The organism is Mycolicibacterium alvei (assembly GCF_010727325.1).
Lineage (GTDB): Bacteria > Actinomycetota > Actinomycetes > Mycobacteriales > Mycobacteriaceae > Mycobacterium > Mycobacterium alvei.
In genome coordinates, this window is sequence record NZ_AP022565.1 from 1,585,795 (window position 1) to 1,600,515 (window position 14,721).

14 protein-coding genes are annotated in these 14,721 nt (G+C 67.9%); 7 read left to right on the top strand and 7 right to left on the bottom strand.

All coding sequences use genetic code 11. The features are described 5' to 3' along the window. Window positions 1-5 precede the first annotated feature (5 nt). Window positions 6-2,255, bottom strand: coding sequence for an ATP-dependent DNA helicase RecG (gene recG, locus G6N44_RS07605; RefSeq protein WP_163662577.1), 2,250 nt, complete (start codon window positions 2,253-2,255; stop codon window positions 6-8). Further along, window positions 2,255-3,880, bottom strand: coding sequence for a fatty acid kinase ATP-binding subunit FakA (locus G6N44_RS07610; RefSeq protein WP_163662579.1), 1,626 nt, complete (start codon window positions 3,878-3,880; stop codon window positions 2,255-2,257). Before G6N44_RS07610 ends, recG begins: the two co-directional genes overlap by 1 nt. 270 nt (window positions 3,881-4,150) lie before the next feature. On the opposite strand from G6N44_RS07610, the gene rpmB reads away from it, so the two are divergent. Together rpmB and G6N44_RS07620 are read left to right on the top strand one after the other, a co-directional pair. After that, window positions 4,151-4,345, top strand: coding sequence for a 50S ribosomal protein L28 (gene rpmB, locus G6N44_RS07615; RefSeq protein ID WP_003881125.1), 195 nt, complete (start codon window positions 4,151-4,153; stop codon window positions 4,343-4,345). 69 nt (window positions 4,346-4,414) lie between these two features. Beyond that, window positions 4,415-4,771, top strand: coding sequence for a hypothetical protein (locus tag G6N44_RS07620; RefSeq protein ID WP_163662582.1), 357 nt, complete (start codon window positions 4,415-4,417; stop codon window positions 4,769-4,771). A 5-nt stretch (window positions 4,772-4,776) separates the two neighbouring features. Here the strand turns inward: G6N44_RS07620 and G6N44_RS07625 are convergent, their stop codons facing one another. Together G6N44_RS07625 and G6N44_RS07630 are read right to left on the bottom strand one after the other, a co-directional pair. Continuing rightward, on the bottom strand, window positions 4,777-5,460 hold the full coding sequence (locus G6N44_RS07625) for a uracil-DNA glycosylase (RefSeq protein ID WP_163662584.1): 684 nt from the start codon (window positions 5,458-5,460) through the stop codon (window positions 4,777-4,779). 24 nt (window positions 5,461-5,484) lie between these two features. Further along, window positions 5,485-6,477, bottom strand: a complete 993-nt coding sequence (locus G6N44_RS07630) for a thiamine-phosphate kinase (RefSeq protein ID WP_163662586.1) — start codon at window positions 6,475-6,477, stop codon at window positions 5,485-5,487. A 107-nt stretch (window positions 6,478-6,584) separates the two neighbouring features. On the opposite strand from G6N44_RS07630, the gene G6N44_RS07635 reads away from it, so the two are divergent. Both G6N44_RS07635 and G6N44_RS07640 read left to right on the top strand, forming a co-directional pair. Next, window positions 6,585-6,827 carry an Lrp/AsnC ligand binding domain-containing protein gene (locus tag G6N44_RS07635; protein WP_163662588.1) on the top strand — a complete coding sequence of 81 codons (243 nt, stop codon included), beginning with the start codon at window positions 6,585-6,587 and terminating at the stop codon, window positions 6,825-6,827. A 10-nt stretch (window positions 6,828-6,837) separates the two neighbouring features. Next, on the top strand, window positions 6,838-7,416 hold the full coding sequence (locus G6N44_RS07640) for a DUF3515 domain-containing protein (protein ID WP_163662590.1): 579 nt from the start codon (window positions 6,838-6,840) through the stop codon (window positions 7,414-7,416). A gap of 1 nt (window position 7,417) precedes the next feature. On the opposite strand, the gene G6N44_RS07645 is transcribed toward G6N44_RS07640, so the two are convergent. The 3 genes from G6N44_RS07645 to G6N44_RS07655 all read right to left on the bottom strand — a co-directional run bounded on the left by G6N44_RS07645 (window position 7,418) and on the right by G6N44_RS07655 (window position 10,722). Then, window positions 7,418-8,551 (bottom strand): D-alanine--D-alanine ligase family protein, encoded by a 1,134-nt coding sequence (locus tag G6N44_RS07645; RefSeq protein WP_163662592.1) that lies wholly within the window; start codon window positions 8,549-8,551, stop codon window positions 7,418-7,420. A gap of 61 nt (window positions 8,552-8,612) precedes the next feature. Further along, a complete protein-coding gene (locus G6N44_RS07650; protein ID WP_163662594.1) occupies window positions 8,613-9,719 on the bottom strand; it encodes a cystathionine gamma-lyase in 1,107 nt (368 codons plus the stop codon). Between the two features lie 4 nt (window positions 9,720-9,723). Further along, on the bottom strand, window positions 9,724-10,722 hold the full coding sequence (locus G6N44_RS07655; protein ID WP_163662596.1) for an NAD(P)H-dependent glycerol-3-phosphate dehydrogenase: 999 nt from the start codon (window positions 10,720-10,722) through the stop codon (window positions 9,724-9,726). Between the two features lie 63 nt (window positions 10,723-10,785). Here G6N44_RS07655 and cofC point away from each other — a divergent pair, with 63 nt between their 5' ends. The 3 genes from cofC to mutT1 are packed head-to-tail and all read left to right on the top strand — an operon-like array spanning window position 10,786 to window position 14,667. Beyond that, complete coding sequence (cofC, locus tag G6N44_RS07660) at window positions 10,786-11,451, top strand: 2-phospho-L-lactate guanylyltransferase (RefSeq protein ID WP_163662598.1); 666 nt, start codon at window positions 10,786-10,788, stop codon at window positions 11,449-11,451. Window positions 11,452-11,473: 22 nt separating this feature from the next. Continuing rightward, window positions 11,474-13,681, top strand: coding sequence for an RNA degradosome polyphosphate kinase (locus G6N44_RS07665; RefSeq protein ID WP_163662600.1), 2,208 nt, complete (start codon window positions 11,474-11,476; stop codon window positions 13,679-13,681). A gap of 44 nt (window positions 13,682-13,725) precedes the next feature. Continuing rightward, on the top strand, window positions 13,726-14,667 hold the full coding sequence (mutT1, locus tag G6N44_RS07670) for an 8-oxo-(d)GTP phosphatase MutT1 (protein WP_163662603.1): 942 nt from the start codon (window positions 13,726-13,728) through the stop codon (window positions 14,665-14,667). The last annotated feature ends 54 nt before the right edge of the window (window positions 14,668-14,721 follow it).

Genomic DNA, 14,721 nt, shown 5'->3' on the forward strand with positions numbered 1-14,721 from the left:
GCGGGTCACGCCTTGTCCAGATATTCGACGCGGTCCGTGTGCACGAATTGTGCTGCCAGCAGGTCTATTCCGGGATCATGGGGACTCTGCGCGTAGCGCTGCTCGCAGAATGCCCGGGCTTCCTGGATCACTTCGAGATGATCCCGCAGAGACAGGAAGCGCAAGTTGACGGTGCGCCCGGACTGGTTGAGGCCCAGCACATCTCCCTCGCGACGCTCATCGAGATCCAGATCCGCCAGGGCGAATCCGTCCAGGGTGCCCGCCACGGCCTTGATCCGTTCACCGGCCTTGGACGTCTCGGGCAGCCGGGTGGCCAACAGGCACAAGCTGGGATGCTGCCCACGGCCGATCCGGCCACGCAGCTGATGCAGCTGGCTGATGCCGAACCGGTCGGCGTCCATCACCACCATCATGGTGGAGTTGGGCACGTCGACACCGACCTCGATGACGGTGGTACACACCAGCACATCGATCTCGCCGGCCCGGAACAAGCCCATCACCGCGTCCTTCTCGTCGCCGGACAGCCGGCCGTGCATCAGGCCGAGCCGCAACCCGGACAGCGGACCCGCACCCAACCGGTCGAAGAGGTCGACCACCGTGACCGGCGGCGGGCCCCCGCGCCCTTCGTTCTTGCCGTCGGGCTTGTCGGACTCGTCGATGCGCGAGGCGACCACATAGGCCTGGCGCCCCGCGGCCACCTCCTCGCGGATTCGAGCCCAGGCCCGGTCCAGCCAGGCCGGCTTCTGCGAGATGAAAATGGTGTTGGTGGTGATGGGCTGACGTCCCCTGGGCAGCTCGCGCAGCGTCGAGGTCTCCAGATCGCCGTAGACGGTGAGCGCGACGGTGCGGGGAATCGGCGTGGCCGTCATCACCAGCAGATGGGGGGTCAATCCATCACGAGCCTTGGCGCGCAATGTATCCCGTTGCTCCACACCGAACCGGTGCTGTTCGTCGACGACCACCATGCCCAAGTTGTGGAACTCGACCGCCTCCTGCAGCAGTGCATGGGTGCCGACAACGATGCCGGCCCGCCCGGACGCCACCTCGTCGCGCACCGCACGCTTCTGCGGCGCCGTCATCGACCCGGTGAGCAGCGCGACCCCGGTCGAGGTATCGGCCCCGCCGAGTTGCCCCGCCATCGCCAACGGCCCCAGCACGTCGCGAATCGAACGCGCATGTTGTGCGGCAAGCACCTCAGTGGGCGCCAACAGCGCACACTGGTAGCCCGCATCGACCATCTGCAGCATCGCCAGCACCGACACGATGGTCTTGCCCGAGCCGACCTCACCCTGCAGCATCCGGTTCATCGGCCTCGTCGAGGCCAACTCGCCCGAGATCACCTCCAGCACCTCGGACTGCCCGGCGGTCAGCTCGAACGGCAACCGACCCCGCATCGCGGCGGCCAATCCGTCGTCGGTTCGTGGTGCAGCAGGGCCGGATTCACTCAGTTCGCTGTACCGTCGGGCCACCAGCCCCCATTGCAGCCCGATCGCTTCGTCGTAGGTCAGCCGCTCGGCGGCCCGCTCCCGCGCAGTGGTGTTCTCCGCCAGGTGGACAGCCCGGAGCGCCTCGTCCTCCGACATCAGATTGTGTTGGCGAACAAAGTCTTCCGGGAGTGGATCCGGAACCGGGTCGAGCACGTCGAGGGTCTGGCGCACGCACGCGTAGATGTCCCAGCTCTGCACCTTCGCCGAGGCCGGGTAGATCGGGAAGAAGTCTCGCTCGAACTCGGCCAGCATCTCCTCGCCGGTGGCCCCCGATGCCGACGCGATGGTCTTGAGTGACTTGGTCCCGATCTGCTTGCCGGGCGGCGGATTCAGGACCAGGAACGCCGGATGGTCGAGTTGCAGATTGTCACGGAAGTACTTGACCTCACCGGAGAGCATGAGCCGCGTGCCTTTTTCCAGCTTGTCGACCATCCACCCGGCATTGAAGAACGTCGCCGTCACGGAGGGCCGGTGCTCGCCCAGGGTGACCCGCAGCCACTTGCGACTCTTCGGCCTGCCCGTCGTCTTGTTGAAGACCGCCTTCATCTCACCGGTCTTGGTTTCGGTGACGACCTCGATGAACGTGACGTGCTCGCCCTCCTCCAGATCGAGTGCCTCCCCTTCTCCGCGCACCGACATCCCGTCGCTGTACTTGCGGGGGTAATGCCGAAGCAGATCGTTGACGGTGACGATGCCGAAATGCTCCTGGAGCGGCTTGGCCGCCTTTGCCCCGAGCACCAGATCCAACCGGTCGCCGAGAGTCGCCACTACTCCACCCCGATCAGCAGGGCGTCACCACGGTGGCCGGTGTGATAGGTCACCAATTCGGCACCGAGGTGCTCGCGGCGCACATGGGCCTTCAGCGCCTCCCCCACGGCGTCGTCCACACCGTCGCCGATCAGCACGGTGATCAGCTCTCCGCCGGCCACCATCAGCAAATCGATCAACCCGGCGGCCGCCGAGGTGAGGTCCGGCCCGACGATCAGCACCTCATCGCCGGCGATGCCGAGCCCGTCGCCCGGCTTGCAGGTGCCCGCCCAGGTCAATGCCTCTTCGGTCGCGATCCGCACCGCACCGTGCCGCGCGCCCGCGGCGGCGCGCGCCATCGTGTACCCGTCGTCGACGGCCTGTCGTCCCTCGTCGTGGACCGCCAGCGCTGCCAACCCCTGCACCATCGAACCCGCAGGCACCGGCACCACGTCGATCCCCCAACCGATCGCGGCCGTGCAGCCCGCCACCAGTTCCTCGGCAGCGACATATCCATTGGGCAGCACCATGACCTGGGCCGCACCCACATCGATCAGGGCACGCAACAACTGCTGCGCGTTGATCGACGCACCGGCATCGGGCCGCAATACCTGCGCACCCTCCCCGGCGAACAGTTCGACACCGCCGTCCCCGTCGACCACCGCCAGCACGGCGCGCTCACGGGCCCATCCACCGGCGGGCCGGACGCCCCCGGCGGCGGTCAGCGCAGTGATCTGGATCCGGGTCAGCGACCCCACCGCCAGCCCAGCCTCGACCGCGGCCCCGGCGTCGTCGAGGTGGACGTGCACCGAGTACTGATCGCTGCCCGAGGCGGCGATCGCCACCGACTCACCGATCTGCTCCAACGCTGCCCGCAGCCCCTCGACGGCAGGCGCACCGCACCCGCTCAGCAGGTACATGACCTCGAACTGTGGCGGCGCCGCCTCGGCCGCCAGCGTGGCCTGCGGGGAGGCCGGAGCGTAGACCGGCCGGCGGGGCACGTGGCCGGTCAATGTGGCCGTCATGGCGTCGAGCAGGACGAGCAGGCCGCGACCGCCGGAATCGACCACCCCGGCCTTGGCCAGTACATCGAGTTGTTCGGGTGTGCGGTCCAGGGCGGCCGATGCGGCCTCGCCGGCCGTGGCAGCCACATCGGCGACGTCGCCGCCGGCGGTCGCGCACCGTTCGCCGGCCTCGGCGGCTGCCTGCAACACGGACACGATCGTGCCCGGCACGTGCTCACCCATGGAGGTGACGACCAGGACGGCGGCGTGCCGCAGCGCCGTGCCGAACAGCGTGCCGTCCACCGCGGAGAGGCCACCGTCACGCCGGGCCGCAGCGGTGGTGATGACCTCGGCCAGGCCGAGCAGAATCTGGGACAGGATCACCCCGGAGTTGCCCCGAGCCCCCTGCAACGCCCCGGCCGCCAACGCGCCCGCCACCGCCGTGAGGTCGGCGCCGACCGGCTCTGCATCGACGTGTGCCCACGCCGAACGCATCGTGAACAGCATGTTTGTCCCGGTATCGGCATCAGCCACCGGGAACACGTTGAGCCGGTTGATCTCGTCGGTATGGACGATCAGCTCATCGACAGCGGTATGGGCCCAGGCCCGCAGAGCGGAAGCATCCAGCTGCCGAGCCGACATCGGACCTCCCAATCCCGAATCAGATCCCCACCGAAACCCGAGGCGATCCCCCATTGCGGCGCGGTCATGGCCGTGGCCGCCAGCCTATCCAGTGACGACGACGAACCCGATCAGAGCACCTCTGGCTGTGCATAACCTGGGTCGTGTTCACGAGCCGTTTTGGCGATCCTCTGGCCTCCCGGTATTCTGATCAGGTTGTCGGGTCGAGCCCCGCCGTTTGCGGCGAGTGGGCCCAGGCCCCCCAAGTACTGATTTCGAGGAGTTGTTGATATGGCTGCCGTGTGCGATATCTGCGGAAAGGCGCCTGGCTTCGGCAAGTCGGTGTCGCACTCGCACCGGCGGACCAGCCGGCGCTGGGATCCGAACATCCAGTCGGTGCGTGCCGTGGCGCGTCCGGGCGGCAACAAGCAGCGCGTGAACGCCTGCACCTCCTGCATCAAGGCCGGCAAGGTCTCGCGCGGCTAGTCTCGCGCGCCTGATCGGTGCGTGACGCTCCTGTTTATCCGAGGTGACGGCGGGGTATGTCCTGTCGTCATGACCTCACGTCGTGCACCACACCCGCCGATCTACGTATTCGCGGCCGCAATCGCGGTCGGTTTCGTGCTGTCCGCATGCGGCGGCACGAGTTCCGATGAAAACACCACCTCGGAGACTCCCTCGACAACGGAGGCTCCGGTGACCTCGGAGGGTCCGGCGACCCACACCGGGACGACTGTCATCGAGACCCCGGTATCGCCCGGACCCGCGACGCCGCCGGCTGAGATGCCCGCGCCTCCCGGCGACGGCGGCGGGGACATGACTGTTCAGATTCCCTCACCGGGTATCCCCTCGCCTCCACCGATCCCGTCACCGCCCGCGATCCCCGCGATCCCCGCGATCCCCGCGCCCTGATCTCCTCAGGGCAGCCGCCATTCGATCGGGTCGGCGCCCTTCTGCTGCAGCAATTCATTGGCCCGGCTGAACGGGCGCGACCCGAAGAATCCCCGCGACGCCGACAACGGCGACGGGTGCGGCGATTCGATCGTCGCGCAGTCGCCTTCGGCCAGCAACGGTTTGAGGGTCGACGCGTCGCGACCCCACAGCACGGCCACCATCGGCTGCTCGCGCGCGACGAGGGCCCGGATCGCACACTCCGTCACCGCTTCCCAGCCCTTGCCGCGGTGCGAGGCCGGCGTACCCGGCGACACCGTGAGCACCCTGTTGAGCAGCATCACGCCCTGTTCCGCCCACGGGGTGAGATCCCCGTTGGCCGGCTGCGGATAGCCCAGATCCTGGGTGTACTCGCTGAAGATGTTGGACAGGCTGCGCGGAAGTGGACGTACCTCGGCGCCCACCGAGAAACTGAGGCCGACCGCATGCCCCGGTGTCGGGTAGGGATCCTGACCGACGATCAACACGCGCACCCGCTCAAAGGGGAAAGTGAAGGCGCGCAAGACATTCTGACCAGTGGGCAGATACCGTCTGCCGGCGGTGAGCTCGTCGCGGAGGAACTCACCCATCTGCGCGACGTGCGTTTCCACCGGCTCGAGTGCACGGGCCCAGCCGTCCTCGACGAGTTCATTCAGGGGGCGTGGAGTCACGGAAGTCCAACTTAGTGTGAGCCGTCAGTCAAACGACTGCCATCCCGCGTTTCCCTCCCACGCGGCGCCGTCGAGGAGCACCGCGGTCGGGCCGGCGAGCACCCGTCCGATGGCCCGCCACCCCGGTGGTGGCGCACCGGGGAAGGTTGCGGCCAGCGCATGGTCCTCGCCACCGCCCAGAACCCAGGCGAGGGGGTCGGCGCCCACCGCCGTGGCGGCCTCGGCGACCGCCAGGCGATCGGTGTCGAGACGGCTGCTGTCCAGGTCGATGCCCACCCCGGAGGCCGTCGCGATGTGGCCCAGATCGGCGAGCAGGCCATCGGAGACATCGGTCATGGCGGTGGCCCCGGCATTGGCGGCCCGGGCGCCCTGACCGTATGGCGGCTGTGGGGTGAGGTGCCGTTGCCGCAGTTCCCCGAACCCGGCGGGCCCTTCGACGCCGCGCTCCCACAGTGCGTAGCCGGCCGCCGACCGTCCCAGCTCCCCTGCCACTGCGACAGTGTCCCCGGCGCGGGCACCGCTGCGGCGCACCGGTTCCCGGCCGCCGAGGTCACCGAGGACGGTGACCGATATCACCCACACCGGAGCGCTGACCAGATCTCCACCGGCGATGCTGGCGCCCAGCCGACGCGCCTCGTGCCACAGTCCGTCGGACAGTTCCGTCGCGGCCGCGACGGACGTGCCGGGCGGTGCACCGAACGCCACCACGAACGCGACGGCCCGGCCGCCCATCGCCTCGACATCGGCGGCATTCTGGGCGATGGCTTTGCGCCCGATGTCATGCGGTGTCGACCAGTCGAGCCGAAAATGGCGGTCCTGCACCAACATGTCGGTGGAGACCACCGTGCGCCCGTCTGGCGCCGTCACCACGGCCGCGTCGTCACCCGGGCCCAGCGTCACGGCGTCGGCCTGCACGCGTCCGGACACCAACCGGTCGATGACGACGAATTCTCCCGCGGTCGCCAGGGTGGGGCCGTCGTCGTCACCGGGATCGTCGCCGATCGTCTCGCCGGTCATATCGCCTCCTGCCGGTCGGCTGCCGCATCGGAGAACTCGGACCCGACCTGCGGTACGTTTGGTGCCTGCGGCCAGCAGTTTATGCAGCGAGACGGAGGAGGCAGCCGGTGGTGGAGGCTTACGTGCTGATCCAGACCGAGGTGGGTCGCGCCGAAGTCGTCGCCAAACAGCTCGCCGGACTGCCCGGCGTGGTTTCTGCCGAATACGTGACCGGGCCCTATGACGTGGTCTTGCGTCTCAGTGCCGACACGTTGGCTGCGCTGCAGTCCGATGTGGTGCCCGCGGTGCAGCAGGCACCCGGAATCACCCGGACCCTGACCTGCCCGATCGCCAACGCCGGCCGGCCATAGAGTTGGTGGCGTGACCGACTCGCACAACTCCGACGGACCGCCCCGCGCGCTGCTGATCGCGGCTGTCGTCGTTGCAGTTTCGGTGCTGATCACGGTCCTCGGTATCGCGGCGTCCCGGCAACGCTCACCCGAGCAGCAACCCGTCGCCATCCCGGCGATACCGGCGCCACAGGCCGACAGCCAGCAGTGCCACAACCTGCTCAACGCACTGCCCCAGCAGCTCGGCGATTTCCGGCGGGCCTCCACCGTCGACCCGACCCCACCGGGCACCGCGGCCTGGCGGGCCGAACCCGACACCGAGCCGGTAGTCCTGCGTTGCGGGCTGGAGCGCCCGACCGATTTCGTTGTCGGCACTCCGCTGCAGGTGGTCGACGACATCCAGTGGTTCCGGGTGGGAGACACAGGCCCGATCGCCCCTGGAACGGAAGCCGACGATCAGGCCCGCAGCACCTGGTACGCGGTCGACCGCCCGGTGTATGTCGCCCTGACCCTGCCCGCCGGGTCAGGGCCGACGCCGATTCAGCAGATCTCCGGTCAGATCGCCCGCGCCATGCCCGCCCAGGAGCCGGTACCGGGTCCGGCGCGCTGAGTCAGCGCAGCCCGGTCCCGCGGGCCAGCGCAGTCTCGACCATCGCGGTCAGCAAGGTGGGATAGTCCACACCGCTGGCCGCCCACATCCGCGGGTACATCGAGATGGTGGTGAATCCCGGCATCGTGTTGATCTCGTTGATCACCGGTCCGTCGTCGGTCAGGAAGAAGTCGACGCGGGCCAACCCCTGGCAGTCGATCGCGGCGAAGGCACGCACGGCCAACCGGCGGATCTCCGCTGAGACGTCATCGTCGACCTTGGCGGGTACGTCCAGTTCGGCTGCGTCGACAAGGTATTTGGTGGCGAAGTCGTAGAAGCCGTCCTCGCGTCCACGAACGCCGGCCACCCGGATCTCGCCCACGGTGCTGGCCTCGATCTGGCCGTCGGGGAATTCGAGCACGCCGCATTCCAGTTCGCGCCCCGGGATCGCGGCCTCGACGATGACCTTGGGGTCATGCAGTCGCGCGAGTTCGATCGCGGCAGGCAGCTCCTCCCACGCCGCAACCCGGCTGACGCCGATCGACGAACCACCCCGGGCAGGCTTGACGAACACCGGTAGGCCGAGGCGCTCCCGCTGTTCAAAACTCAGCGTGTCCGCCGAACCGCCGCGGCTGGGACGCAGCACCACGAAGTCGCCGATCGGCAGGCCCTCGGCGACCAGCAGCTTCTTGGTGAACTCCTTGTCCATGCCGGCCGCGCTGGCCAGCACACCGGAGCCCACGTACGGGATCCCGGACAACTCCAGCAGGCCCTGGATGGTGCCGTCCTCGCCGTAGGGTCCGTGCAGCACCGGGAAGACCACGTCGACGGCGGCCAAGAGCTCACCGGGACCATCGCTCAGCGCCAACAGCTGCCCGCTGCGGTTCGGGGCGGCAGGCAGCGCGAGCTCGGTACCGGACGTCTCGGTCACCTCGGGCAGCCGGCCGTCGGTGATGGCGAGGGTCTCGGGACTTCCGTCGGTCAACATCCACGACCCGTCGGGCGTGATGCCGACGGCGACGACCTCGAATCGCTCCGGGTCGAGATTGCGCAGGATGCTGCCTGCCGATACGCAGGAAATCGCGTGCTCAGAGCTACGCCCGCCGTAGACGACGGCGACGCGGGTGCGGGATCCGGTCTGATTGCGGGCTGTCACAACCTAGAGAGGCTACCGTCCCGGTCCACTCCCGCCTTCCCGTGTATCCCGACCTGGGTTTTCACCGCTGCAGTGCGTGCTCGACGTCGGCGAGCAGGTCTTCGGTGTCCTCGATCCCTGCCGAGATGCGGGCGAACCCGGCGGGCACCGGGTCACCCCAGCGAGCCCTGCGGTCGACCGAGGTGTGGATCCCGCCGAAGCTGGTCGAGGCGATGAGCAGTGCGCTGCGCTCGACCAGGGCGTGCACCGCGGCGGCATCGGCCAGCTCGATCGACACCAGCCCGCCGAAACGCTTCATCTGGGTGGCCGCCAGTTCGTGTGCCGGATCGTCGGGCAGCCCGGGATAGCGCACCGAGCGCACCGCCGGATGGCTGCGCAGCATCATCGCCAGGGCCGCGGCGTTCTGACACTGCCGCTCGAAGCGCAGTCCTGCACTACCGAGACTGCGCAGCACCAACCAGGCCTCGAACGCACCCAGGATGGGCCCGGCCAGCAGCCGGTCGCGCTCCACCGCGGCCATCAGCTCGGGCTGACTGCCTGCCACGTAGCCGGCCACCAGATCACTGTGCCCCGACAGCGATTTCGTGGCGCTGGCCACCACCAGGTCGGCACCGAGCGAAAGCGGTTGTTGGCCCAGCGGTGTGGCCGCGGTGTTGTCGACGACGAGCGTGGCGCCGCGACTGCGGCAGGTCATCGCCAGCCGGTGCAGATCGACGACGTCGAGCCCCGGGTTGGCCGGGGTCTCGGCGAGGACCACGTCAGCGTGAGCGGACGCCTCACAGATATCGGCAACAGTCGCTTCGATCACCGTAATACCCTGCGGCGCAAGGTATTCTACTGCGTAACGACGAACCTGATAATAGCCGTCAGCGGGGACGACAAGCGTGGATCCCGGCCTGGCCAGGACCCGCAGAGCCGAGGTGATCGCGGCCATGCCCGATCCGAACGTGAGCGCAGCGGCGGCCCCTTCCAGTTCGGCGAGGGCCGCTTCGAGCTGCCGCCACGACGGGTTGGAGCTGCGGCCATAGCTGTCGAGCGACTCGGATTCGTCGGGCGAGAGATGGAACGCCGATGCCGGCACCGGGATGGGCGCCACCGGCTGTCCTGGAATCGATTCCAGACCAACAGCTTTGACGCTCCGAGTGGAATCTCCGTACAGACCGTCCATCTACTCACTCCGGCTTGGTGCTGCGACCCAGTAGCAGTAGGACCGCTTCGTGAACCGACAATCCCTTGTGGCACACCCGATGAACGGCGTCGGTCAGCGGCATCTCGACACCGTAACTGGATGCCAGCGCCAGCACCGATTCACACGAGGACACGCCCTCGGCGACATGTCCGCCTGCGGCGATCAACGCCGATTCCATGCTGCCGCCCTGACCCAGACGCACACCGAAGGTGCGGTTGCGGGAATGCCCCGAGGTGCAGGTGGCCACGAGGTCTCCGACACCGGCCAAACCGGCCAGCGTGGCGGGGGTGGCGCCCAACGCGATACCCAACCGCATGATCTCGGCCAGTCCGCGGGTGATGATGGCGGCGACGGTGTTCTCCCCCAGCCCCACGCCCACCGCCATACCGCAGGCCAGCGCGATGACGTTCTTGCAGGCACCGCCGACTTCGGCGCCGACCACATCGGCGTTGGTGTACGGCCGGAAGTAACCCGTGGCCAGGGCGCGTTGCAGCGCGACCGCGCGTCCGGAGTCACTGCAGGCGACGACGGTTGCGGCGGGCTGTTCGTCGGCGATCTCGCTGGCCAGGTTCGGCCCGGTGACCACGGCGACCCGGGCGGGATCGGCACCGGTCACCTGCACGATCACCTGGCTCATCCGCATGAGTGACTCGAGTTCGACGCCCTTGGCGAGACTGACGAGGGTCGCGTCGTCACCGATCAGGTGCTTCCAGCCCTCCAGGTTCGCCCGCAGTTGCTGCGCCGGAACACCCAACAACACCGTGCAGGCACCGTCCAGCGCCTCGGCCGGATCGGAGGTTGCCCGGATCGACGACGGCAGTACGACATCGCCGAGGTAGCGACTGTTGCGATGCTCGGTGTTGATCTCGTCGGCGACCTCGGGGCGCCGGGCCCACATCGTCACCGGATTCCCCGCGTCCGCCAACACCTTGGCCAGCGCAGTCCCCCACGCACCGGCACCCATCACCGCAGCCTCTACCACCTGTTCACCCTATCCGGCGGCGGCGGGACGCGCCGCCTCCGGCCGGGCTGGCAGGATGAACGGATGAGCGGCTCCCGAAGCAGCAACGCCGCAGCCACCCAGGCCGCTGACGTCACCCTCGTGATCGCGGTCAAACGGCTGGCAGCCGCGAAAACCCGGCTGGCGCCGATCTTCTCCGCGGCTACCCGCGAAGCCGTGGTGCTCGCCATGCTCGTCGACACCATCAACGCGGCGTCGTCCGTGGCCCCGGTGACCGTCGTCACGCCCGACGAGACCGCGGCCGAGGCCGCCAGGCAGCTCGGCGCCGGGGTCCTGATGGACCCGACACCAGCCGGCCATCGTGACCCACTCAACAACGCGATCACCGCGGCCGAGACGGCGCTGCGCGCCGAGGCGGCAAATATCGTTGTCCTCCAAGGAGATCTACCAGCCCTGCAACCCCAGGAGTTGGCCGAGGCCCTGTCCCTGGCCCGCGGCTATCAACGCAGTTTCGTCGGCGACCGGCACGGCACCGGAACGTCGGCGCTGTTCGCGTTCGGCACTGCCCTGGCTCCGCATTTCGGATCCGATTCGGCTGCGCGCCATCGCCGCTCCGGTGCGATCGAACTCACCGGAGCCTGGCCCGGTCTGCGCTGCGATATCGACACTCCCGACGACTTGCAGGCGGCCCGGCGCCTCGGCGTCGGCACCGCGACGGCACGCACCCTCGGCAGGCGTGCCAGTAAGTAGCCGAGGACCCGCGCGATAGGGAATGATCGGACGGATGAGCGAAGCGACCGAAGCCGAGCCAGGCACCCGGTCGGACCACTCCCGACGAGACATCGTGACAGTCGTATCGGGGCAATCCGACGAGTCATCGACACCCGGAGCGCCACCGGCGGCCACCTCGCCGGCAGTCGACAACGCGCTGCCCGAGGACCGATACCTCAACCGCGAGCTGAGCTGGCTGGACTTCAACGCCCGGGTCCTGGCCCTGGCCGCCGACACCTCGCTGCCCTTGCTCGAGCGGGCAAAGTTCCTGGCGATCTTCGCGTCCAATCTCGACGAGTTCTACATGGTCCGGGTGGCCGGCCTCAAACGTCGCGACGAGATGGGACTTTCGGTGCGCTCGGCCGACGGCCTGTCCCCGCGCGAGCAGTTGCGTCGCATCAACGAACGCACCCAGCAGATTTCCAGCCGTCACGCCAGCGTGTTCTTCAACTCGGTCCGCCCAGCCCTGGCCGACGAGGGCATCGTCATCGTCAACTGGGCCCAGCTCGACGAATCGGAACGCGCGAAGCTCTCCACCTACTTCCACGAGCAGGTGTTTCCGGTCCTCACCCCGCTGGCGGTGGACCCGGCGCACCCGTTCCCGTTCGTCAGCGGGCTGAGCCTGAACCTGGCGATCACCGTCAGGCATCCCGAGGACGGCGGCCAACACTTCGCCAGGATCAAGGTGCCTGACAACGTCGACCGCTTCGTCGAGCTCAGCGCGCCTGCCGACGGATCGACGGTGGTGCGGTTCCTGCCCATGGAGGAACTGATCGCGGCGTTCCTGCCCGTGTTGTTCCCCGGTCTCGAAATCGTTGAGCACCACGCGTTCCGGATCACCCGCAACGCCGACTTCGAGGTCGAAGAGGATCGCGACGAAGACCTGCTGCAGGCGCTCGAACGCGAACTGGCCCGCCGGCGGTTCGGCTCGCCGGTCCGGTTGGAAGTGTCCGACGACATGACCGAGAGCATGCTCGAACTGCTGCTGCGGGAACTGGATGTGTTCCCCGGCGACGTCATCGAGGTTCCCGGCCTGCTGGATCTCTCCGCGCTGTGGCAGATCTATGGCGTGGATCGGCCCGACCTCAAGGACCGGCCATTCGTACCCGCGACCCCACCGGCTTTCGGCGAGCGTGAGACGCCCAAGAGCATTTTCTCCACACTGCGCGACGGGGATGTGCTGGTACACCACCCCTATGACGCGTTCTCCACCACGGTGCAACGTTTCATCGAGCAGGCCGCCGCCGACCCCAACGTGCTGGCGATCAAGCAGACCCTCTACCGCACCTCCGGTGACTCGCCCATCGTCAACGCCCTGATCGACGCGGCCGAGGCCGGTAAACAGGTCGTGGCGCTCGTCGAGATCAAGGCCCGTTTCGACGAACAGGCCAACATCAAGTGGGCCCGAGCACTTGAGCAGGCCGGCGTACACGTGGTCTACGGCTTGATCGGACTCAAGACCCATTGCAAGACCTGCCTTGTGGTGCGGCGTGAGGGGTCGACGATCCGGCGCTACTGCCACATCGGCACCGGCAACTACAACCCGAAGACCGCGCGACTGTATGAGGACGTCGGCCTGCTCACCGCCGATCCCGACATCGGCGCCGATCTCACCGATCTGTTCAATTCACTGACCGGCTACTCACGCAAAGACGCCTACCGCAATCTGCTGGTGGCCCCGCGCGGCGTACGCAAGGGCATCATCGAGCGGATCGACCGCGAGATCGCCGCCCATCATGAGGGAGCCAAGACCGGAATCCGGTTGAAGGCCAACGCACTCGTCGACGAGCAGGTGATTGATGCGCTGTACCGCGCGTCGCAGGCGGGGATCCCGGTCGAGATCGTGGTGCGCGGCATCTGCGCCCTACGTCCCGGCGTCCCCGGGTACTCCGACAACATCACGGTGCGCTCGATCCTCGGACGCTTCCTGGAGCACTCGCGAATTATTCACTTCCGCGCCATCAACGAGTTCTGGATCGGCAGTGCGGACATGATGCATCGTAATCTGGACCGCCGCGTCGAGGTGATGGCTCGGGTCAAGGATCCGAGGCTGACCGCCCAACTCAACGACGTGTTCGAGTCCGCGATGGATCCGGCCACCCGATGCTGGGAGTTACGACACGATGGTCACTGGACGGCGCTGCCCCAGGAGGGACAGACCGTCCGCGATCACCAGGTGTCGCTGATGGAACGTCACCGGCACCCCTGATCCCCGCCGGGGCCGGGCCCGCCGAATGACCTGCAGGAGTTTAGGTGTCCAACGACAGCACAACAGCCGCTCGAGCGGGCACCAGGCTCGTGCGCGCGGCGGGCGCCGTGTTGTGGCGCGGCGGCCAGGACGCCGCGGGCGGAGTCGTGACCGAGGTGGCGGTGATCCACCGTCCACGGTATGACGATTGGTCCCTGCCCAAGGGCAAGGTCGAGGTGAACGAAACCGATCCGGTGACCGCGGTACGCGAGGTTCACGAAGAGACCGGATACACCGCACAACTCGGCCGTCGACTCGGCTCGATCACGTACGAGATTCCCCCACGCACGAAGCGGGTCCGGTACTGGGCGGCCCGTGCCACCGGAGGAGACTTCACCCCCAACGACGAGGTGGACAAGCTCATCTGGCTGCCGGTGGACGCGGCGATGGATCAGCTGGGCTATCCGCACGATCGAAAAGTGTTGCGCCGCTTCGTCAAACATCCGCACGACACCAATACGGTGCTGATCGTGCGGCACGGTACGGCGGGTCGACGATCGCGCTTCAAGGGCGACGACCGCAAGCGTCCCCTGGACAAGAACGGCCGGGCACAGGCCGAGGCGCTGGTCGGTCAGTTACTGGCATTCGGTGCCACAACGCTTTACGCGGCCGATCGGCTGCGCTGCCATCAGACCCTGGAGCCCCTGGCTCAGGAACTCGGAGTGGACATTCACAACGAGCCGATGCTGACCGAAGAGGCGTACAGCTCCGACCACAAGGCCGGCCGCAGCCGCGTGCTGGAACTCGCGGCCCGGGCTGGGACCCCGGTGATCTGCACGCAGGGCAAAGTGATTCCCGATCTCATCTCATGGTGGTGCGCACGGTCACAGGTACGCCCGCAGACCACCGGAAATCGCAAGGGCAGCACCTGGGTGCTGTCGATGGTCGACGGCCGGCTGGTCGCCGCGGACCATCTCAGCAGTCCCCTGCCTGCCTGCAGCGGCTAACCCACACGAGAAAGGCACGTCGTGAGCTGACTATCGCCCACGACGTGCCTCTTC